General features: G+C 62.8%; 17 protein-coding genes. 13 read left to right on the top strand and 4 right to left on the bottom strand.

Translation table 11 applies throughout. The annotated features are described in order from the left end of the window. Positions 1-28: 28 nt before the first annotated feature. The 3 genes from RR51_RS04350 to RR51_RS04340 all read right to left on the bottom strand — a co-directional run bounded on the left by RR51_RS04350 (position 29) and on the right by RR51_RS04340 (position 3,002). Positions 29-970, bottom strand: coding sequence for an AEC family transporter (locus tag RR51_RS04350; protein ID WP_015269046.1), 942 nt, complete (start codon positions 968-970; stop codon positions 29-31). A 215-nt stretch (positions 971-1,185) separates the two neighbouring features. Then, positions 1,186-1,746 (bottom strand): response regulator transcription factor, encoded by a 561-nt coding sequence (locus RR51_RS04345; protein WP_015269045.1) that lies wholly within the window; start codon positions 1,744-1,746, stop codon positions 1,186-1,188. Further along, the gene (locus RR51_RS04340; RefSeq protein WP_003257889.1) at positions 1,746-3,002 is read right to left on the bottom strand and encodes an ATP-binding protein; all 1,257 of its coding nucleotides are present in this window, start codon (positions 3,000-3,002) and stop codon (positions 1,746-1,748) included. The genes RR51_RS04345 and RR51_RS04340 overlap by 1 nt, the downstream gene beginning before the upstream one ends. Before the next feature lie 202 nt (positions 3,003-3,204). On the opposite strand from RR51_RS04340, the gene RR51_RS04335 reads away from it, so the two are divergent. The 13 genes from RR51_RS04335 to RR51_RS04275 all read left to right on the top strand — a co-directional run bounded on the left by RR51_RS04335 (position 3,205) and on the right by RR51_RS04275 (position 19,202). Then, positions 3,205-3,921, top strand: a complete 717-nt coding sequence (locus RR51_RS04335; RefSeq protein ID WP_015269044.1) for an SIMPL domain-containing protein — start codon at positions 3,205-3,207, stop codon at positions 3,919-3,921. A 470-nt stretch (positions 3,922-4,391) separates the two neighbouring features. Next, complete coding sequence (locus RR51_RS04330; RefSeq protein WP_013971054.1) at positions 4,392-6,017, top strand: ABC transporter substrate-binding protein; 1,626 nt, start codon at positions 4,392-4,394, stop codon at positions 6,015-6,017. Between the two features lie 146 nt (positions 6,018-6,163). Then, positions 6,164-7,756 carry an ABC transporter substrate-binding protein gene (locus tag RR51_RS04325; RefSeq protein WP_039612733.1) on the top strand — a complete coding sequence of 531 codons (1,593 nt, stop codon included), beginning with the start codon at positions 6,164-6,166 and terminating at the stop codon, positions 7,754-7,756. Between the two features lie 233 nt (positions 7,757-7,989). Beyond that, positions 7,990-9,369, top strand: coding sequence for an OprD family porin (locus RR51_RS04320; RefSeq protein ID WP_025337802.1), 1,380 nt, complete (start codon positions 7,990-7,992; stop codon positions 9,367-9,369). A 77-nt stretch (positions 9,370-9,446) separates the two neighbouring features. Further along, positions 9,447-11,057, top strand: a complete 1,611-nt coding sequence (locus RR51_RS04315) for an ABC transporter substrate-binding protein (protein ID WP_177328641.1) — start codon at positions 9,447-9,449, stop codon at positions 11,055-11,057. A 91-nt stretch (positions 11,058-11,148) separates the two neighbouring features. Next, positions 11,149-12,159 carry an ABC transporter permease subunit gene (locus RR51_RS04310; protein WP_012316108.1) on the top strand — a complete coding sequence of 337 codons (1,011 nt, stop codon included), beginning with the start codon at positions 11,149-11,151 and terminating at the stop codon, positions 12,157-12,159. 10 nt (positions 12,160-12,169) lie between these two features. Then, the gene (locus tag RR51_RS04305; RefSeq protein WP_015269040.1) at positions 12,170-13,096 is read left to right on the top strand and encodes an ABC transporter permease subunit; all 927 of its coding nucleotides are present in this window, start codon (positions 12,170-12,172) and stop codon (positions 13,094-13,096) included. A gap of 10 nt (positions 13,097-13,106) precedes the next feature. Further along, the gene (locus RR51_RS04300) at positions 13,107-14,075 is read left to right on the top strand and encodes an ABC transporter ATP-binding protein (RefSeq protein WP_003257886.1); all 969 of its coding nucleotides are present in this window, start codon (positions 13,107-13,109) and stop codon (positions 14,073-14,075) included. Next, positions 14,075-15,043 (top strand): peptide ABC transporter ATP-binding protein, encoded by a 969-nt coding sequence (locus tag RR51_RS04295; protein ID WP_024086321.1) that lies wholly within the window; start codon positions 14,075-14,077, stop codon positions 15,041-15,043. The genes RR51_RS04300 and RR51_RS04295 overlap by 1 nt, the downstream gene beginning before the upstream one ends. 371 nt (positions 15,044-15,414) lie before the next feature. Next, positions 15,415-16,224 (top strand): AraC family transcriptional regulator, encoded by an 810-nt coding sequence (locus RR51_RS04290; protein ID WP_039612731.1) that lies wholly within the window; start codon positions 15,415-15,417, stop codon positions 16,222-16,224. 64 nt (positions 16,225-16,288) lie between these two features. Further along, positions 16,289-17,695 carry an NAD(P)/FAD-dependent oxidoreductase gene (locus RR51_RS04285; protein WP_039612730.1) on the top strand — a complete coding sequence of 469 codons (1,407 nt, stop codon included), beginning with the start codon at positions 16,289-16,291 and terminating at the stop codon, positions 17,693-17,695. A 33-nt stretch (positions 17,696-17,728) separates the two neighbouring features. Continuing rightward, positions 17,729-18,070: a cupin domain-containing protein gene (locus RR51_RS04280; RefSeq protein ID WP_039612729.1), complete on the top strand. Its 342-nt coding sequence runs from the start codon at positions 17,729-17,731 to the stop codon at positions 18,068-18,070. 52 nt (positions 18,071-18,122) lie between these two features. Further along, complete coding sequence (locus RR51_RS04275; RefSeq protein WP_039612728.1) at positions 18,123-19,202, top strand: polyamine ABC transporter substrate-binding protein; 1,080 nt, start codon at positions 18,123-18,125, stop codon at positions 19,200-19,202. 137 nt (positions 19,203-19,339) lie between these two features. On the opposite strand, the gene RR51_RS04270 is transcribed toward RR51_RS04275, so the two are convergent. Beyond that, complete coding sequence (locus RR51_RS04270) at positions 19,340-20,923, bottom strand: peptide chain release factor 3 (protein ID WP_003257876.1); 1,584 nt, start codon at positions 20,921-20,923, stop codon at positions 19,340-19,342. Positions 20,924-21,034: the final 111 nt, after the last annotated feature.

The raw sequence follows: 21,034 nt of genomic DNA, 5'->3' as shown, positions 1-21,034 counted from the left end.
TGTTTTTGTGTTGTTTGCAGTCAAGGATCTAGATCCATCCGCCCCACTGCAAGATGAAAATACCAATGTTGGTGGTGATCGCCGCCATTAGCGTGGTAATCACGATGATCGATGCAGCCAGCTCATGGTTGCCGTTCGCCGCCCGCGCCATGACGTAGCTGGCAGCTGCAGTCGGGCTGCCGATGTACAGGAACAGGATGCCCAGCTCGGCGCCGCGGAAGCCGCATAGCCAGGCACCGAGGGTACCCAGCAGCGGTAGCCAGACCATCTTCACCAGGCTGGCATCGATGGCCAGCCTGCCACTGTCGCGCAGTGCCGCCATCGACAGCGTGCCACCGATGCAGATCAGCGCCAGCGGCAGGGTCATCTGCGCCAGGTAATCGCCCGAGGTCAGCAGCCAGTTGGGCAGCGGCACCTGGCCGTAGGCCATGGGCGTGGCCACCAGCACACTGATGATCAGCGGGTTGCTGAAGATGCTCTTGCAGATGCTCCACGGGTCGGATTTCAGGTCCGGGCTGTAAACCGCCAGCACCACTGCCGACAACGAGTTGTACATGAGGATGACCAGGCCGGCGAGTACCGCCCCCAGGGAGATGCCGTAGTCGCCGTAGAGACTGGCGGCCAGGGCCAGGCCGATCACGCCGTTGTTCCCACGGAATGCGCCCTGGGTATAGATGCCCCGGTCGGCCAGCGGGCTGCGCCAGATGGCCATGCCCCAGGCAATGGCGAAGCCGGCCAGGGTGGCGACGATGAAATAGAGAAGGACGCCGGGTTTGACCGCCGTGGCCAGGTCGGCGTGGTAGATGCCGAGGAACAGCAACGCCGGCATGCACACGTTGAACACCAGTTGCGAGGCTACGCGGTTGAAATTGTCGTCGATCAGGCGGATACGTTTGAGCAGCACGCCCATGAACAGCATGGCGAAGACCGGGGCCGTGATGTTCAGTGTCTGGATAAGAAGGGCGAGCATGCGCAAGCGATCCTGGAAGGGTTGCCGTTAGGGGGCTAATGATACGCCAACGGCCGGGACTTGCGGGGATCGCGGGGTGATAAAGAGAAGTTTCTGGCAGTTACGGCCCTTTCGCGGGTAAACCCGCTCCTACAGGTAATGCACAGGTCTGGAGGCCTGTGAACACGTGTAGGAGCGGGTTTACCCGCGAAGAGGCCGGCACTGCCAGTACTGAATCAGCGCCGAACCGGGCGCTTCTGCAGTTTGCGCTGCAAGGTCCGCCGGTGCATGCCCAGCGCCCGCGCGGTGGCCGAGATATTGCCCTCGTGCTCGTTCAGTACGCGCTGGATATGCTCCCATTGCAGGCGGTCGACCGACATCGGGTTTTCCGGCACCAGGCTGTCCAGGTCGGTGTGCTCTGACAGCAACGCAGCCAGCACATCATCGGCATCGGCCGGCTTGCACAGGTAGTTGCACGCACCGCGCTTGACCGCTTCCACCGCAGTGGCAATGCTCGAGTAACCGGTCAGGATCACCACGCGCATTTCCGGGTCCAGCTCCAGCAGCTTGGGCAGCAGCACCAGGCCGGAGTCGCCCTCCATCTTCAGGTCCAGCGTGGCGTAGTCCGGCAGGTCTTGCTGGGCCAGGATCAACCCTTCCTCGGCAGAGCTGGCGGTGCTTACGCGGAAACCGCGGCGGCTCATGGCCCGGGCCATGACCCGGGTGAAGGTGGCATCGTCATCCACCAGCAGCAGGTGCGGCAGCTCTTCGCCTTCGACCTGGTTTTCTTCGCTCATCATTCATCTCCTCGCTTGCCATAGGGCAGGCGCAGTTCGGTCAGGGTGCCACCCTGTTCATGACTATAGAGTTTCACCGAACCGCCCGCACGGGTCACGCTGGCCTTGCTCAAGAACAGGCCCAGGCCGAAGCCTTTGCCCTTGGTGGTAATGAAGGGTTTGCCGATGGCCTCGGCGATCGCCGGCGGCACGCCGGGGCCGTGGTCACGGATGCTGATGACGATGTCATGGGTGTCCCAGTCCAGGCGCACTTCAAGGTCGTCGGGGCAGGCATCGGCGGCATTGTTCAACAGGTTCAACAGCGCCTGGGTCAGGTCCGGCGGCGGGGTCAGGCGCGGCACCTGGCCGTCGCGCAAGCGCTGGAAGCGGTAGCTGGCTTCCGGGCGCATCAGGTGCCAACGGTTGAGCGCTTCGTCCAGCCAGGCCGTGACATCCTGCTCCACCACGGCCAGGCGGCGGTTGGCTTCGGCGGCGCGTACCAGCTGTTGCAGGGTTTCCTTGCACAGCTTCACCTGGTCCTGAAGGATCTGCAGGTCTTCCTGCAGCAAGGGGTCGGCGTGGTCCTGGCGCATTTCGTTCAGCAGCACGCTCATGGTCGCCAACGGTGTGCCCAGCTCATGGGCGGCACCGGCGGCCTGGGTGGCCACGGCCAGCAACTGCTCGTCGCGCAGGCTTTCTTCACGCCGCTCGGAACGCAGTTGCTCCTGGCGACGCAGCTCTTCGGCCATGCGTGCGGCAAAGAAGGTGATCACCGCCGCGGCCAGGGCAATACTCAGCCACATGCCATACACCTGCATCTTGTCCCGCGCCATCGGCAGGCCTTCGAGCGGGTAGAACTGCACCAGCAGCAGGCTGTAGGCGGTCAGGGCAATGCCGGACAGGATCAGCGAATACAGCCACGGCAAGGTAACTGCGGCAATCGCCAGCGGCACCAGGTAATACGATACGAACGGGTTGGTCGAGCCGCCGGAGTAGTACAGCAAGGCACTGTGGATCAGCAGGTCGCAGGCCAGTTGCAGGGCATATTCCAGCTCGGTGACTGGCAGCGACAGGCGCAGGCGCAGGGCCGTGAAGGCGCACAGCAGCGAAGACAAGGCCAAGGTGCCGGCCAGCGACAGCCAGGGCAAAGGCAGCAGTTCGGTCCAGTAGGCGACGCCCACGGAGCCGGCCTGGGCAGCCAGGACCAGGACCCGAATGACGGTCAGGCGCCAGAGGTTCTGGCGAGTAGCAGACAGCGGTTGTACGGCGGCGAGCATGAGCTCTCCTGATGAGTGCTCCAGAAAAATCGGCTGGAGTATACCGAAGCCAGGCGCCTCGCTGCAGCGATGCGGCAAAGCGCCACACTTTGTCACAGGTTCATGATGGCACTTTTGAACCCACTACACTGTTGCCGGTCTGATGGGCCATGCGTGGAATGGATGGCCACAACCCACGCCTTATATTGCCAAGGAGTACCACATGCAAATCCCACGTCGCGGCACCGCCCTGATCCTGTCCTGCGGCCTGCTCGCCAGCCTGCCGGCGCTGGCTGCCGATGAGCCGCGCTACAATCAGGTCTCGCTGCGTGCCGAGGTCAGCAAGGAAGTGGCGCGCGACCTGATGGTCGTTACCCTGTACAGCGAAGCGCAGAACACCGACCCGGGCAAGCTCGCCAAGCAGATCACCGAGACCATGAACAAGGCCGTACAGCAGTCGCGCCAGGTCAAGGACGTGAAGATCAGCCAGGGTAGCCGCAACAGCTACCCGGTATATGACAGCAAGGGCCAGAAGATCACCGGCTGGCGCGAGCGCGCCGAGTTGCGCCTGGAAAGCGCCAACTTCCCTGCCCTGTCGCAGCTGACCGCCGACCTACTGCAAGAGCTGAAGATGGGGGGCATGGACTTCTCCATCGCCCCGGCCACGCGCAAGGCCAGCGAGGATGCACTGCTCAAGGATGCGGTGGATGCCTTCAAGGCACGCGCGCAATTGGCTACCGAGGCGCTGGGTGGCAAGGGCTACAAGGTGGTCAGCCTGAACCTCAACAGCAGCGGTTACCCGCGCCCTTACCTGCGCAGTGCGCCGATGGCGATGAAGGCCATGGGGGCTGATGAGTCGGCACCGGCGCCGGATATCGAGGCCGGGACCAGTGAAGTGAGCATGAATGCCGATGGCCTGATCGAAGTGCAGATGCCTTAAATTCACGAAACACCTGTGGGAGCGGGCTTGCCCGCTCTCATGGAACTGCACATGGCTCATTGAATTAGCAGGGACCTTGTGGGAGCGGCTTTAGCCGCGAACACCGGCGCAGCCGGTGCCATGCACCGCGTTGGATTCTTCGCGGCTAAAGCCGCTCCCACAGGGTACGCGGATCGCTTGCGAATCCAGCTCTCTGCCAAATCAGCATTTTCGGAAGTTTCCTACGCACCAATAAGGTGCTTCCTACGCCAACCCCGCCTCGAAATATCCCGCAAAAAGCCATCATTTTGCCTACGCAAACGTTTAACTTCTTCGAAAGTTATATCAATGCGACATCCATGTACGCCCGTACCACTTTTCTGGCGCCAACTATCCCTCCGCATATTGCATTGGGAACACCCCCTGCATAAGTATCCGCAGGTCGGCTCACGAGGCCACCTCAATCGAAAAATGACAACAATGAGGCCACCATGCTCAAACACGCAGTCATTCCGTTCCTGCTAGGCGCAGGCTTGCTCTCCGGCGCACCTTCGGCCCTCGCAGCGTCCAACCTGGTGTTCTGCTCCGAAGGCAGCCCGGCCGGCTTCGACCCGGGCCAATACACCACAGGGACTGACTTTGACGCCTCGGCCGAGACCGTGTTCAACCGCTTGACCCAGTTCGAACGTGGCGGCACGGCAGTCATCCCGGGTCTGGCGACCAAGTGGGAAGTCTCCGACGACGGAAAGACCTACACCTTCCACCTGCGCGAAGGGGTCAAGTTCCACACCACCGACTACTTCAAGCCCACCCGCAACTTCAACGCCGACGACGTGCTGTTCACCTTCAACCGCATGCTCGACAAGGACCACCCGTTCCGCAAGGCCTACCCCACCGAGTTCCCATACTTCACCGACATGGGCATGGACAAGAACATCGCCAAGCTGGAAAAGCTCGACGAACATACCGTCAGGTTCACCCTCAACGAAGTCGACGCCGCATTCATTCAGAACCTGGCCATGAGCTTCGCCTCGATCCAGTCCGCCGAATACGCCGACCAGTTGCTCAAGGACGGCAAGGCCGCCGACATCAACCAGAAGCCGATCGGCACTGGCCCGTTCGTATTCAGCAAGTACCAGAAGGACGCGCAGATCCGCTTCAAGGGCAACAAGGACTACTGGCAACCTGATGACGTGAAGATCGACAACCTGATCTTCGCCATCACCACCGACGCCTCTGTGCGCATGCAGAAGCTGAAGAAGAACGAGTGCCAGGTCACCCTGTTCCCGCGCCCTGCCGACATCCAGCCGCTGAAACAGGACCCCAAGCTGCAGATGCCGCAGCAAGCCGGTTTCAACCTCGGCTACATCGCCTACAACGTGATGGACAAGGTCAAGGGCAGCAACGAGCCCAACCCGCTGGCCCAGCTGAAAGTCCGCGAGGCGCTGGACATGGCCGTGGACAAGAAAAAGATCATCGAGTCGGTCTACCAGGGCGCCGGCCAACTGGCGGTCAACGCCATGCCCCCGACCCAGTGGTCCTATGACGACAGCATCAAGGACGCGCCATTCGACCCTGAAAAAGCCAAGCAACTGCTCAAGGAAGCCGGCATCAAGGAAGGCACCGAAATCACCCTGTGGGCGATGCCCGTGCAACGCCCGTACAACCCCAATGCCAAGCTGATGGCCGAGATGCTGCAATCCGACTGGGCCAAGGTCGGCATCAAGGCGAAGATCGTCAGCTATGAATGGGGCGAGTACATCAAGCGCTCCAAAGGCGGCGAACAGGGCGCCATGCTGATCGGCTGGAGCGGTGACAACGGTGACCCGGACAACTGGCTGGGCACCCTGTACGGCTGCGACGCCATGAACGGCAACAACTTCTCCAAATGGTGCTACAAGCCCTACGACGACCTGATCAAGCAGGCCAAGGCCACTTCCGACCAGGCCAAGCGCACCGAGTTGTATCAGCAGGCACAGCACATCCTCAAGGAGCAGGTGCCGATCACCCCGATCGCCCACTCCACCGTGTACCAGCCCATGAGCGCCAAGGTGAAGGACTTCAAGATCAGCCCGTTCGCGCTGAACTCCTTCTACGGCGTCAGCGTGGACAAATAGGCTAGCCAAGGCACCCGCCGAGCGGCGGGTGCCCCGCCATCCTCGTACCCGTTCATGTCGTCCTGCTGCCATCCGCAGCGGGGTCGGCGACCTGTTGCCGCCATTCGTACCCCGAGGCGGCGCAAACAGACGTAAAAGGACTTGCCATGCGCCATACCACCCGAGTTTCCGCCCTGCTGGCCCTGGGCCTGATCAGCCAATCGCCGGCCCTGCTGGCCAACAACCTGGTGTTCTGTTCCGAAGGCAGCCCCGCCGGCTTCGACACTGCCCAGTACACCAGCGCCACCGACAATGACGCCGCCGAACCGATCTACAACCGCCTGGTCGAGTTCGAACGCGGCGGCACTGCCGTGCACCCTGCCCTGGCGACCCGCTGGGAGGTGTCCGAAGATGGCCTGCGCTACACCTTCCACCTGCGCGAAGGGGTGAAGTTCCACAGCAACAAGGCCTTTGCACCGAGCCGCGACTTCAACGCCGACGACGTGCTGTTCACCTTCAACCGCATGCTCGACAAGAATCACCCGTTCCGCCAGGCCTACCCGACCGAGTTCCCCTATTTCATCAGCATGGGCCTGGACAAGAATATCGCCCGTGTCGAAAAGACCGGTCCACTGACCGTGGTGTTCACCCTGAACAAGGTCGATGCCGCGTTCATCCAGAACCTGGCCATGAGCTTCGCCTCGATCCTCTCTGCCGAATACGCCGAACAGTTGATGACCAGCGGGCGCCCCAGCGACATCAACCAGCAACCGATCGGCACCGGCCCGTTCGTGTTCCAGCGTTATCAGAAGGATTCGCAGATCCGCTACAAAGGCAACAAGGCCTATTGGTCACCGCAGGACGTGAAGATCGACAACCTGGTGTTCTCGATCAACATCGACCCTTCGGTGCGCATCCAGAAGCTGCGCCGCAACGAATGCCAGGTCACCCTGAACCCGCGCCCCGCAGACCTCCCGGCGCTCAAGGCCGACAGCAAACTGCAGGTGCTGCAACAGCCTGGCTTCAACCTCGGCTATATCGCCTACAACACTCAACACCCACCGTTCGACCGGTTGGAAGTGCGCCAGGCAATGGATATGGCAGTGAACAAGCAGGCGATCATCCAGGCTGTGTATCAGGATTCCGGCCAGCTGGCAGTCAACGCCATGCCGCCAACCCAGTGGTCCTATGACGACAGAATCAAGGACGCCCCCTTCGATCCGGAAAAGGCCAAACAGCTACTGCAGCAGGCCGGAGTCAAGCCGGGCACCGAGATCACCCTGTGGGCCATGCCGGTGCAGCGCCCGTACAACCCAAACGCCAAGCTGATGGCGGAAATGCTCCAGGCCGACTGGAGCAAGCTCGGCTTCAAGGTGCGCATTGTCAGCTATGAATGGGGCGAGTACCTCAAGCGCATGAAAAGCGGCGAGCACGATATCGCCCTGATCGGCTGGACCGGGGACAACGGCGACCCGGACAACTGGCTGGGCACCCTCTACAACTGCGATGCCATCGGCAGCAACAACTACTCGCTGTGGTGCGATCCGCAGTACGACAGCCTGGTCAAGCAGGCCAAGCAGGTCACCGACCGCGCGCAGCGCACCGCCCTGTACCAGCAGGCCCAGCAGCGGCTCAAGCAGCAGGTGCCGATTACCCCGGTGGCACATTCAACGGTCAACCAACCGCTGAGCATCAAGGTTTCCGAATTTAAGGTCAGCCCTTTCGGGCGCAACGACTTTTCCGGTGTGAGTGTTGATTGATCTTTGACCCTCAAGGGCCTCTTCGCGGGTAAACCCGCTCCCACAGATACGGCGCACATGCCGAAACCTGTTGTGCCCCTGTGGGAGCGGGTTTACCCGCGAAAGGGCCGGCACAGCCAACACAACGCCCCGATTCTGCCCGGTGACCCCGGGCAACACTGGCAACACCGCAGCAAGAAGCCCGGCCCACAAGGCCAGGCAATAACTAGAAGAACAGAAAGGGAGCTTTAACCTTGAGACTATTCACCTTGACCGCACTGGCTTTATCCATCAGTGCCTTATCCACCGTGACCCAGGCCGACCCGCAAAGCCAGGAATACGTGCCCATCACACTAAAAGGCAGCAGCGAGCAGGAGCAGGCCAGCGGCTTCGTCGACGGCCAGAGCCTGTCCGGCAGCACCCGCAACTGGTATGCCCGCGAGCGCGCCGCACGCGCCCCGCTGTGGAAGTACTACAAGAGCGACGGCACCCGCCACGACACCCACAGCCGCGAGAACTGGGTGCAGGGCACCATCCTCAACTACAGTTCCGGTTTCACCCAGGGTACCGTCGGCTTCGCCGTCGAAGCCGCCGGTTACAATGCCATCGCCCTGCTGCAGAACCGCGAGGACGTCGCCGGCCCCAACAACCGCACCCTGACCCACAGCGACGGCGACCCGGTCGGCCAGTGGAGCAAGATGGGCCTGGCCAACGTCAAGGCGCGGGTGTCCAACACCACGCTCACCGTCGGCCGCCAATCGGTGGACACGCCGATGATCGCCTACATCGGCAACCGCGCCCTGCCCTCGAGCTTCCAGGGCGCGTTCCTGCACAGTGCCGAATTCGACAACCTGAGCTTCGACCTGGGCACCTTCGACCGGGTCTCGCCACGTACCGAACAGAGCCTCAGCAAGTTCCGCACCGAGTACAGTGCCACTGGCGTGGAGACCGACCGCGCCAGCACCGCCGGCATCAACTACCAGCCGTTCAAGAGCCTGAGCACCAGCCTGTACGCCACCAAGGTCGACGACTTCTGGAACCAGTACTACTTCGGCGCCAACCACGTGCTCGGCGACAGCGCAGTGCTCAGCCTGAGCACCGGCCTGAACTACTACAAGACCGTCGACGCCGGCAGCAAGAAGATGGGCGAGATCGACAATGACACCTACAGCCTGTCGTTCGGCCTGACCCACCAGGCCCACACCCTCAGCGCCTCCTGGCAGCAGGTCAACGGCAACGAATACTTCGACTACCTGCACGAAACCAACGGCATCTACCTGGCCAACTCGCTGCTGTCGGACTTCAACGGCCCCAACGAGAAATCGCTGCAGATTTCCTACGTGCTGAACATGGCGCCGTACGGCGTGCCGGGCCTGAAGTTCAACCTGTACAACGCCCGCGGCTGGGGCATCGATGGTACCCATTACCGCGGTACCGCCTACGACGTGAACGGCCTGGATGGCGAAACCCACTACGAGTGGGGCTTCGGCACCAGCTACGCGGTACAGAGCGGGCCATTGAAAGACACCAGCATCCGTGCCACCTACACCGCGCACCGCGCCAGCAAGGCCCAGGGCGATGGCAGCCTGGATGAGTTCCGGGTGGTTACCACCATTCCATTCAACATTCTCTGACCGCCGGCGCCACGGCCTGCTTCGCTGCGGGCCGTGGCGGCTACGCTGGAATCAATGCAAGCAGGGAGTTTCAACCCATGCAGAGAGCTTTCATGAAATCGCGGCCACTGCGCCTGGCCCTGGCCGCACTGCTTCTGGGCGGTGCCACGCAACTGGCGGCCAAGCCATTGGTGGTGTGCACCGAAGCCAGCCCGGAAGGGTTCGACATCGTCCAGTACACCACTGCGGTCACCGCCGATGCCTCGGCCGAGACGGTGTTCAATCGCCTGGTCGACTTCAAACCCGGTACCACCGAAGTCCAGCCGGCCCTGGCCGAGCGTTGGGACATTTCAGCCGATGGCCTGACCTACACCTTCTATCTGCGCCAGGGCGTGAAGTTCCACACTACCGACTACTTCAAGCCGACCCGCGACTTCAACGCCGATGACGTCCTGTGGAGCCTCAATCGCCAGCTCGATCCGAACCATCCATGGCATGACAAGACCAGCGTCGGATACCCGTACTTCGAGAGCATGGGCTTCAAGGACCTGCTCAAGTCGGTCAGCAAGGCCGACGAGCACACCGTGGTAATTACCCTTACCCGCCCGGAAGCGCCGTTCCTGCGCGACATGGCCATGGGCTTCACCTCGATCTACTCCGCCGAATACGGCGACCAGTTGCTCAAGGCTGGCAAGGCTGCCGAGTTGAACAGCAAGCCGATCGGCACCGGCCCGTTCATCTTCCAGCGTTACAACAAGGATGCCCAGGTTCGCTTCAAGCCCAACCCGGACTATTTCCGCGGCAAGCCGCCGGCGGATGCGCTGGTCTTCGCCATCGCTACCGACAGCAATGTGCGCCTGCAGAAACTGCGCGCCAACGAGTGCCAGGTAGCGCTCTACCCCAAGCCCGATGACGTGCCGTCGATCAAGCAGGACCCGAAACTCAAGGTCGAGGAGATCGAGGCCTTGGTCACCGGTTACATCTCGATGAACACCGAACACAAATACCTGAGCGACGTTCGCGTGCGCAAAGCCATCAACATGGCCTTCGACCGCCAGACCCATGTCGACCAATTGTTCGGCAAAGGCAACGCATTGCTCGGCGTGAACCCGTACCCGCCGACCATGATCGGCTACAACAACGAGAACAGAAACCCACCCCGCGACCTGGCCAAGGCGCGCGATCTGCTCAAGCAGGCGGGCGTGCCCGAAGGTACGGTAATCACCCTGTTCACGCGCAACGGCGGCGGCCCGACCAACCCCAACCCGCGCTTGTCTGCCGAGATGCTGCAGGCCGACCTCAAGCAGATCGGACTGAAGCTGGACATCCGTGTGATGGAGTGGGCCGAAATGCTACGCCGGGCCAAGAAGGGCGAGGCCGACCTGGTGTCCACCGGCTGGGCCGGCGACAACGGCGACCCGGACAATTTCCTCAGCCCGCTGCTCAGTTGCGATGCCGCCAAAAGCGGCGAGAACTATGCACGCTGGTGCAACCCCAAGTTCCAGGAGCTGATCAGCCGCGCCCGCGAAGTGATCGACAACGACGAGCGTGCAAGGCTCTATAACGAGGCATTGAAAGTGTACGATGACGAACAACCCTGGATCAGCATGGCCCATCCGAAGATGTTCACCGCCATGCGTGACAACGTGGAGGGCTACGTGATCAACCCTCTGACCAACAACAACTTCGCCACCACCAAGGTGAAGTAGAACAACAACGACCGCCGGCAACCCACACGGGGACCGGCGGCACCACCGTAGCGGGCTGATCGCCCCACGGCCTGATGAGGTAACCCCGACAATGTTGAGCTTTATTGCCCGGCGCCTTGGCCTGCTGATACCGACCTTTTTCGGTATCACCTTGCTGACCTTCGCGCTCATACGCCTGATCCCCGGCGACCCGGTGGAAGTGATGATGGGCGAGCGCAGGGTCGACCCCGAAATGCATGCCCAGGCCATGGAGCGCCTGGGGTTGAACAAGCCGCTGCCGGTCCAGTACCTGGACTACGTCGGCAAGCTGGCCCAGGGTGACCTCGGTGAATCGCTGCGCACCCGCGAGAGCGTGTGGAGCGAGTTCCTCACCCTGTTCCCGGCCACACTCGAACTGGCCTTCGCCGCCCTGCTGTTCGCTGGCATCGTCGGCCTGCTGGCCGGGGTGATCGCCGCGCTCAAACGTGGTTCGCTGTTCGACCACGGGGTGATGGGCATTTCCCTGGCGGGTTATTCGATGCCGATCTTCTGGTGGGGCCTTATCCTGATCATGTTCTTCTCGGTAAGCCTGGGCTGGACCCCGGTGTCCGGGCGCATCGACCTGCTCTACGACATCGAGCCGAAGACCGGCTTCATGCTCATCGACACCCTGCTCAGCGACGAGGAAGGTGCATTCAAGGACGCGGTGATGCACCTGATCCTGCCGGCCATCGTGCTCGGCACCATCCCGCTGGCGGTGATTGCCCGCATGACCCGCTCGTCGATGCTCGAAGTGCTGCGCGAGGACTACATCCGCACCGCCCGCGCCAAAGGCCTGTCGCCGGCACGCGTGGTGTTCGTGCACGGCCTGCGCAACGCGCTGATCCCGGTACTGACCGTATTCGGCCTGCAGGTCGGCACGTTGCTGGCCGGTGCGGTGCTGACCGAAACCATCTTTTCCTGGCCGGGCATCGGCAAGTGGCTGATCGAAGCCATCGGTGCCCGTGACTACCCCGTGGTCCAGAACGGCATCCTGTTGATCGCCTGCCTGGTGATCCTGGTCAACTTCGTCGTGGATATCCTCTACGGCCTGGCCAACCCACGCATCCGTCATCAGCGCTGAGGCCTTCGCCATGACTAGCCCGATTCCGAAATCCGTCACGCCGGCCAGCCCGGTGGACCAGAGCCTGCTCTACCCCTCGCCATACAAAGAATTCTGGCAAGCCTTCGCCCGCAACAAAGGCGCGGTGATGGGCCTGGCCTTCATGTGCCTGGTAGTGTTCTGCGCGCTGTTCGCGCCGTGGGTCGCCCCGCACGACCCGAGCGAGCAGTACCGCGAATTCCTGCTGACCCCACCGGTGTGGCTCGAAGGTGGCAGCTGGCAGTTCATCCTCGGCACCGACGAACTGGGCCGCGACCTGCTTTCGCGGCTGATCCAGGGCGCGCGGCTGTCGCTGCTGATCGGCCTGTCGTCGGTGGTGATGTCGCTGATCCCTGGCATCCTGCTGGGCCTGCTGGCCGGTTTCTTCCCGCAACTGCTCGGCCCGTCGATCATGCGCCTGATGGACGTGATGCTGGCCCTGCCCTCGCTGCTGCTGGCAGTGGCCATCGTCGCCATCCTCGGCCCAGGCCTGATCAACACCGTGATCGCCATCGCCATCGTGTCGTTGCCATCCTACGTGCGCCTGACCCGCGCCGCCGTGATGGGCGAGCTTAACCGCGACTACGTCACCGCCGCACGCCTGGCCGGTGCCGGGCTGCCACGGCTGATGTTCGTCACCGTGCTGCCCAACTGCATGGCACCGCTGATCGTGCAGGCCACCCTCAGCTTCTCCTCGGCCATCCTCGACGCCGCCGCCCTGGGCTTCCTCGGCCTTGGTGTACAGCCGCCGACCCCGGAGTGGGGCACCATGCTGGCTTCGGCCCGTGACTACATCGAGCGCGCCTGGTGGGTGGTGAGCCTGCCCGGCCTGACCATTCTGCTCAGTGTGCTGGCAATCAACCTGATGGGCGACGGCCTGCGCGATGCGCTGGACCCGAAACTCAAGAATGCCGCCTGAGGAGAACGCCATGTCACTGTTGCAGATCAACAACCTGAACGTGCGCTTCGGCGACGCCAATGCGGTACCGGTGGTCGATGGCCTGGACCTGACGGTGGAGGCCGGCGAGATCCTGGCCATCGTCGGCGAATCCGGCTCGGGCAAGTCCGTGACCATGATGGCCCTGATGGGCCTGATCGACGCCCCCGGGCGCATCACCGCCGACTCGCTCACCTTCGACGGCACCGACATGCTCAAGCTCAGCGGTCGCCAGCGACGCAAAGTGGTGGGCAAGGACATCGCCATGGTCTTCCAGGACCCGATGACCGCGCTCAACCCCAGCTACACCGTGGGCTACCAGATCGAGGAAGTGCTGCGCCAGCATCTGGGCCTGAAGGGCAAGGCCGCGCGCCAGCGTGCCCTGGAGCTGCTGAAGAAGGTCGAGATCCCGGCTGCGGAAAGCCGCCTGGACGCCTACCCGCATCAGCTGTCCGGCGGCATGAGCCAGCGCGTGGCGATTGCCATGGCGATTGCCGGCGAACCAAAGCTGCTGATTGCCGACGAACCTACCACTGCGCTGGACGTGACCATCCAGGCGCAGATCATGGAGCTGCTGGTCAACCTGCAGAAGGAGCGCAACATGGCGCTCATCCTGATCACCCACGACCTCGCCGTGGTCGCCGAAACGGCCAGGCGGGTATGCGTGATGTACGCCGGCCAGGCCGTGGAAGTGGGCCAGGTGCCGGAGCTGTTCGACGTGCCCGCCCACCCCTACAGCGAAGCGTTGCTGGCGGCGATCCCCGAGCACAGCATCGGTGCCGAACGCCTGGCCACCCTGCCCGGCATCGTCCCCGGTCGCTACGACCGCCCCGTGGGTTGCCTGCTGTCACCGCGCTGCCCGTACGTGCAGGACAACTGCCGGCGCCAGCGCCCGCCCCTCGATCCCCAGGCCCATGGCCTGGTGCGTTGCTTCTACCCGCTGAACCAGGAGGTGGCGTGATGGCCGTCGTTCTATCCGCCCGGGAGCTGACCCGGCATTACGAAGTCTCCCGCGGGCTGTTCAAGGGCCACGCCCTGGTCCGAGCGCTGAATGGCGTGTCGTTCGAACTGGAGGCCGGCAAGACCCTGGCTGTGGTCGGCGAGTCCGGCTGCGGCAAGTCGACCCTGGCCCGCGCCCTGACTCTGATCGAAGAGCCGTCGTCCGGCTCGCTGCAAATTGCCGGCACCGAAGTGAAAGGCGCCAGCAAGAGCGAGCGCAAGCAACTGCGCCGCGACGTGCAGATGGTGTTCCAGAGCCCCTACGCCTCGCTCAACCCACGGCAGAAGATTGGTGACCAGCTGGCCGAGCCGCTGCTGATCAACACCTCGCTGAGCAAGGCCGAGCGGCGAGAAAAGGTACAGAAGATGATGGAACAGGTCGGCCTGCGCCCCGAGCATTACCAGCGTTACCCGCACATGTTCTCCGGTGGCCAGCGCCAACGTATTGCCCTGGCACGGGCAATGATGCTGCAGCCCAAGGTGCTGGTGGCGGACGAGCCGACCTCGGCGCTGGACGTGTCGATCCAGGCCCAGGTGCTGAACCTGTTCATGGATTTGCAGAAGGAGTTCAACACTGCCTACGTGTTCATCTCGCACAACCTGGCGGTGGTGCGGCATGTGGCCGATCAGGTGCTGGTGATGTACCTCGGCCGACCGGCGGAGATGGGGCCGAAAGAAGATATCTACGAAAGGCCGTTGCACCCGTATACACAGGCGCTGCTGTCGGCGACGCCGGCGATTCACCCGGACCCTTTGAAGCCGAAGATCCGCATTGCCGGGGAGTTGCCCAACCCGCTGAACCCGCCGGATGGGTGTGCGTTTCACAAGCGCTGCCCGTATGCGACCGAGCGGTGTGCCAAGGAGGTGCCGGCGCTCAGACAGGTGAGTACCCGGCAAGTGGCTTGTCACTATGCCGAGCAGTTTCTTTAGCCTTTAGATAGCCGGGGCTGCTTTGCAGCCCATCGCGACACAAGGCCGCTCCTACAAGGGACCGCGATCTCCTGTAGGAGCGGCCTTGTGTCGCGATGGGCCGCAAAGCGGCCCCAATAATCTCAATGCATGAAGAACCAGATCAGGATAATCACCGGAATCGGCACCCCAATCATCCAGAGCAGTATCGAGCGCATGGCCTTTCTCCTTGTTCGATGTTGAACAGACCGGTGCACTCGCCATGCCATCCCTTTCAAAAAATCAGTCTCAACAAAATCAACGACTTACGCCCCAGACCGCTTGGCAGAACCGTGCAATATGCCGGATCCGCCCCCTTGCAGCTGGGTGTTCTGCAATGCACTATCAGGCTCATGACCGCCACCACCCTCCGCGACAGCCCCGAGCAGACCCCGCTCACCGCCGACACCGTGCTGCGCTACCACCTGTGCTGGAAGCACCGCGACCTCGACGGCATCATGGCGCTCTACCACCCCGACATTCAGTACCACGACTTCTTCCAGAACCGCGTGCTCGGCTACCAGGAACTGCGCGACTACGTGCGCGCCTGCCTGCCCCATGAAGCTGGCGAAGATATCGTGCACAGCGACCGCATCCGCGTCGATGGCTGTACCGCGTTCATCCAGTACCAGGTCACGGTGCAGGGCGGCGATGGCCTGGTGGCGTTCCAGTCCAGCGAGGCGATTACCGTCAAGGACGGCCTGATCTGGCAGGTCAACGAATATGCCACGCTGGTCCGCCGCCACGGCAGCGGCCACGCCAGAAGTGGCCCACGCCCGGCCACCAGCCGCCTGGGCCTGTCGCCGAGGCAGCTGTCGACCATGGCCCAGGACCTGGAACACTACTTCCAGCGCCAGCGCCCCTACCTGGACCCGGAACTGGACCTGCAGCAGGTGGCCGAAGCCAGCGGCTACAGCCGCAACCAGATTTCCTACCTGCTCAACCAGGTGCTCGGGCAAAGCTTCTACCGCTACGTCAACCAGGCCCGCCTGCAGCACCTGATGGCAAGCCTCAACGACGACAGCATCGAAGCCACGATCGACGAGCTGGCGTTCAATGCCGGTTTCAACTCGTTGTCGGCGTTCTACAAGTGTTTTCGCGAACACACCGGGCTTACGCCCAAGGCGTACCTGAAGCAAATTTCCCTGCGTGCACGCACGTAGGACAGCCGCCCGCCGACACCACTAGGATCGCCCACAGACCTTGACGGATGTGGAGCCGAACCCGATGCAACCCCTGCGCACGCTCAGCCTGTGGATGGACCAGCTCGACGAGCCGTTGTGCGCCCGCCCGGCCCTGCGCGAGGACCTGGACGCGGATGTATGCATCATCGGCGCTGGCTACACCGGCCTGTGGACCGCCTACTACCTCAAGCGCCAGGCGCCACAGTTGAACATCGCGGTAATCGACGCCAACATCGCCGGCTTCGGCGCTTCGGGGCGCAACGGCGGCTGGCTGATGGGCAACCTGCTCGGCGAAGACCGGCTGCTGGCCACCCTGTCGCCGCAACAGCGCCGCGCCAGCATCGACTTGCTGCACGCTATCCCCGATGAAGTGCACGGCGTGCTGCAACAGGAAGGCATCGACTGCGACTACCGCAAAGGCGGCGTGCTGTACTGCGCCGCGCGCTACCCGGAACAGGAGCGCAGCCTGCGCGCCTACCTAGACGACCTTTATCGCCAAGGCATGACCGAGGACGACTACCGCTGGCTGCGCCCCGAGCAACTGGACGCGCAACTGCGGGTCAGCAACGCCTATGGCGCCATCTACAGCCCGCACACCGCAACCATCCAACCCGCCAAGCTGGCGCGTGGCCTGGCCCGGGCGGTAGAAGCGCTGGGCGTACCCATCTACGAAAACACCCCAGCCATCGACTGGCAGCCGGGTGAGGTGCGCACCCCGTTGGCGCGCATCCGTTGCCAATGGACGGTACCCGCCGTGGAGGGCTATGCCGTCAGCCTGCCGCCACTGGGCAAACATCAGCTGCCGGTACAGAGCCTGTTGGTGGCCACCGAACCACTGCCGGAGGCCACCTGGCAACAGATCGGCCTGAACCAGGGCCAGGCGTTCAGCGAAAGCAGCCGCCAGGTCACCTACGGCCAGCGCACCGCCGACGACCGCCTGGTATTCGGCGCCCGTGGCGGCTACCGCTTCGGTGGCCGCCTGCGCGAAAACTTCAACCTCGACGAACAGGAAATCGAGCTGCGCCGCTACCTGTTCAGCGAGTTGTTCCCACAGTTGAAGCACGTGCGTATCACCCATTCCTGGGGCGGCAACCTGGGCATGGCACGGCGCTTCCGCCCGCACATGCTCTGCGACCGTCAACGCGGCATCGCCCTGGCGGGCGGCTACGGCGGCGAAGGCGTCGGCGCCACCAACCTGGGCGGGCGCACCCTGGCCGCGCTGATCCTCAACCAGCACAACGAACTGACCGCGCAACCCTGGGTGCTCGACAACCGCCCGCTTTCAAGCCTGGCCAGCTGGCCACCCGAGCCCTGCCGATGGCTGGGCTACAACGCGATCATCCAGAGCTTCGTCCACGAGGACCGGACCCTCGCCAACCCCGCCAGTGCGCCCTGGAGGCGGCGCCTTGCCAGCAATCTTGCGGACTTCATGGAAGGCTTCATGCGCTGATTTTCCCCCTCACTGACACAGGATTTACCGGTCATGAGCATCACCCATTTCAAGAACACCGACAGCGCCGTGCTCGACAGCTCCAACCCGGTCGCGGTGCCGCTTGGCGCCCCCGTTGCATTGACTTCGGTCACCTGCGTGGAACGCAGCGACGGCGTCGAAACCGGCATCTGGGAGTGCACTCCCGGGCGCTGGCGGCGGCAGATCGTGCAGCAGGAGTTCTGCCATTTCATTAAGGGCCGCTGCACCTTCACCCCCGACGGTGGCGAGCCCCTGCTCATAGAAGCCGGAGACGCACTGATGCTACCGGCCAACAGCACTGGCACCTGGGACATCCAGGAGACCGTGCGCAAAACCTACGTCCTTATTTTCTGATCCGCTGATCGCCTGCCTTCGATAACAACACACAAAGCAAGGTAACCCCGACATGCGCACGCTCCTTCTCGCCCCCCTGATGCTGGCCGCCAGCGTGGCCGGCGCCGCCGAAACGGTGAAGATCTACAACTGGTCCAGCTACGTTGCCCCCGACACACTGAAGAACTTCCAGCAAGCCAGCGGTATAGTGCCCACCTACGACGTTTACGACAGCAACGAAACCCTCGACGGCAAGCTGATGACCGGCAACTCCGGCTATGACGTGGTGTTTCCGTCCAACCATTTCATGGCCCGGCAAATTCAGGGCAAGGCCCTCAAGCGCCTGGACAAGTCGCAATTGCCCAACTGGCACAACCTCAACCCGGTGCTGCTCAAGGCGCTCGAAGTGAACGACCCGGGTAACCAGTACGGTTTCCCATACCTGTGGGGCAGCACCGGCATCGGCTACAACATCGACAAGGTCAAGGCAGTGCTGGGCGACGATGCCCCGGTGGACTCCTGGGACCTGATCTTCAAGCCCGAGTACATGAGCAAGCTGAAAAGCTGCGGCGTCGCGGTGTTGGACAACGGCCCTGAACTGTTACCGATCGCCCTGCACTACCTGGGCCTGCCGCACCACAGCCAGGACCCGGCGGACTATGACAAGGCCAAGGCGCTGCTGATGCAGGTGCGACCGTATATCAGCTACTTCCACTCCTCGAAGTACACCGGCGACCTGGCCAATGGCGACATCTGCGTGGTGGTGGGCTTCTCGGGGGATGTACTGCAAGCGAAGAACCGCGCCGAGGAGGCGAAGAACGGGGTGAAGGTGGGCTACTCGATCCCCAGGGAAGGCGCGCCGATGTGGTTCGACATGGTTGCCATGCCGGCCGATGCACCGGATGAGAAGGCCGGGTATGCCTACATGAACTACCTGCTGCAGCCGGAGGTGATGGCCAACATCAGCAACCATGTGCAATACGCCAACGGCAACCTCAAGGCGGACGGCCTGGTGGAACCGGCGATGAAGGGTAATACGATGATTTACCCGAGCGAGGAAGTAATGGGCAAGCTGTATGCGCTGGAGGCGATGCCGGCCAAGATCGACCGTATTCGCACGCGGATCTGGACCAGTATCAAGGCCGGGAATTGATTTCGGCCTTAACACGGTCCCTGTGGGAGCGGGTTCACCCGCGAATGCGATGTTGAGTTTACCGACGCATTCGCGGGTAAACCCGCTCCCACAAGGGTCAGGAGCAGGCCCTGAAAATCAGGAGCAAGCTCTCGAAATCAGTGATGCTCGCGGGTAGCGCGGAACTTGATGTCCGGCCAGCGTTCTTCCATCAGCGACAGGTTGACCCGGGTCGGCGCCAGGTAGGTCAGGTGCCCGCCACCGTCGATAGCCAGGTTCTCCATGGCCTTGTTCTGGAATTCCTCGAGCTTCTTCTTGTCGTCACAGCCGATCCAGCGGGCCGACCATACGGTGATCGGCTCGTAGGCGCACTCGACCTTGTACTCTTCCTTCAGGCGGCTGGCGACCACGTCGAACTGCAGCACACCGACTGCACCGAGGATGATGTCGTTGCTGCGCTCGGGGAAGAACACCTGGGTAGCACCTTCTTCGGCCAGCTGTTGCAGGCCCTGGCGCAGCTGCTTGGATTTCAGCGGGTCCTTCAGGCGCACGCGGCGGAACAACTCCGGTGCGAAGTGCGGGATACCGGTGAAGCCCAGCGCCTCGCCTTCGGTGAAGGTGTCGCCGATCTGGATGGTGCCGTGGTTGTGCAGGCCGATGATGTCGCCGGCATAGGCCTCCTCCAGCTGCTCACGCTCGGAGGAGAAGAAGGTCAGCGCATCGCCGATACGCAGGTCCTTGTTGATGCGCACGTGGCGCATCTTCATGCCCTTCTCGTACTTGCCCGAGCAGATACGCATGAAGGCGATGCGGTCGCGGTGTTTCGGGTCCATGTTCGCCTGGATCTTGAACACGAAACCGGTGAACTTCTCTTCCACAGGCTCCACGGTGCGCTCGTGAGCCACACGGCCCAGCGGGCGCGGCGCCCAGTCGACGACGGCGTCAAGCACATGGTCGACACCGAAGTTGCCCAGCGCGGTACCGAAGAACACCGGGGTCAGTTGACCGTTGATGAACTCTTCCTGGTTGAACTCGTGGCAGGCGCCCTGCACCAGCTCCAGTTGCTCGACGAACGAATCGTACTGGTCACCCAGGTGGGCACGGGCTTCGTCCGAGTCCAGCTTCTGGATGATCTTGGCTTCGGTGCGCTCGTGGCCGTGGCCTGGGGTGTAGACCACGATGTAGTCACCGGTCAGGTGGTACACGCCCTTGAAGTCGCGGTAGCAACCGATCGGCCAGGTGATCGGCGCGGCCTTGATCTTCAGCACGGCTTCGATCTCGTCCAGCAGCTCGATCGGGTCGCGGATGTCGCGGTCGAGTTTGTTGATGAAGCTGACGATCGGCGTGTCGCGCAGGCGGCACACGTCCATCAGGGCGATGGTACGTGGCTCTACACCTTTACCGCCGTCGAGCACCATCAGCGCCGAGTCCACCGCGGTCAGGGTGCGGTAGGTGTCTTCCGAGAAGTCTTCGTGGCCGGGGGTGTCGAGCAGGTTGATCATGTGCTCGCGGTACGGGAACTGCATCACCGAGGTGGTGATGGAGATGCCGCGCTGCTTCTCCATTTCCATCCAGTCGGAGGTGGCGTGGCGGTCGGACTTGCGCGACTTCACGGTACCGGCGACGGCAATGGCCTTGCCCATCAGCAGCAGCTTCTCGGTGATGGTGGTCTTACCGGCGTCGGGGTGGGAAATGATTGCGAAAGTGCGGCGCTTCGCGACTTCGGCGGCCTGGTTGGTCATGGGAAATCGCCTGACTGGGGGATTAAAAAGGGGCGATATCATACCTGAAGTTGGGCCGGGACCAAAATTTGCTGAACCGGCGGTGCCTGTTCCGGCCCTTTCGCGGGTAAA

Origin of the sequence: Pseudomonas sp. C5pp (assembly GCF_000814065.1) — a bacterium.
GTDB classification, from domain to species: domain Bacteria; phylum Pseudomonadota; class Gammaproteobacteria; order Pseudomonadales; family Pseudomonadaceae; genus Aquipseudomonas; species Aquipseudomonas asiatica.
The sequence above is the reverse complement of the archived record's forward strand: the minus strand, read 5'-3'. Positions and strand labels throughout refer to the sequence as shown.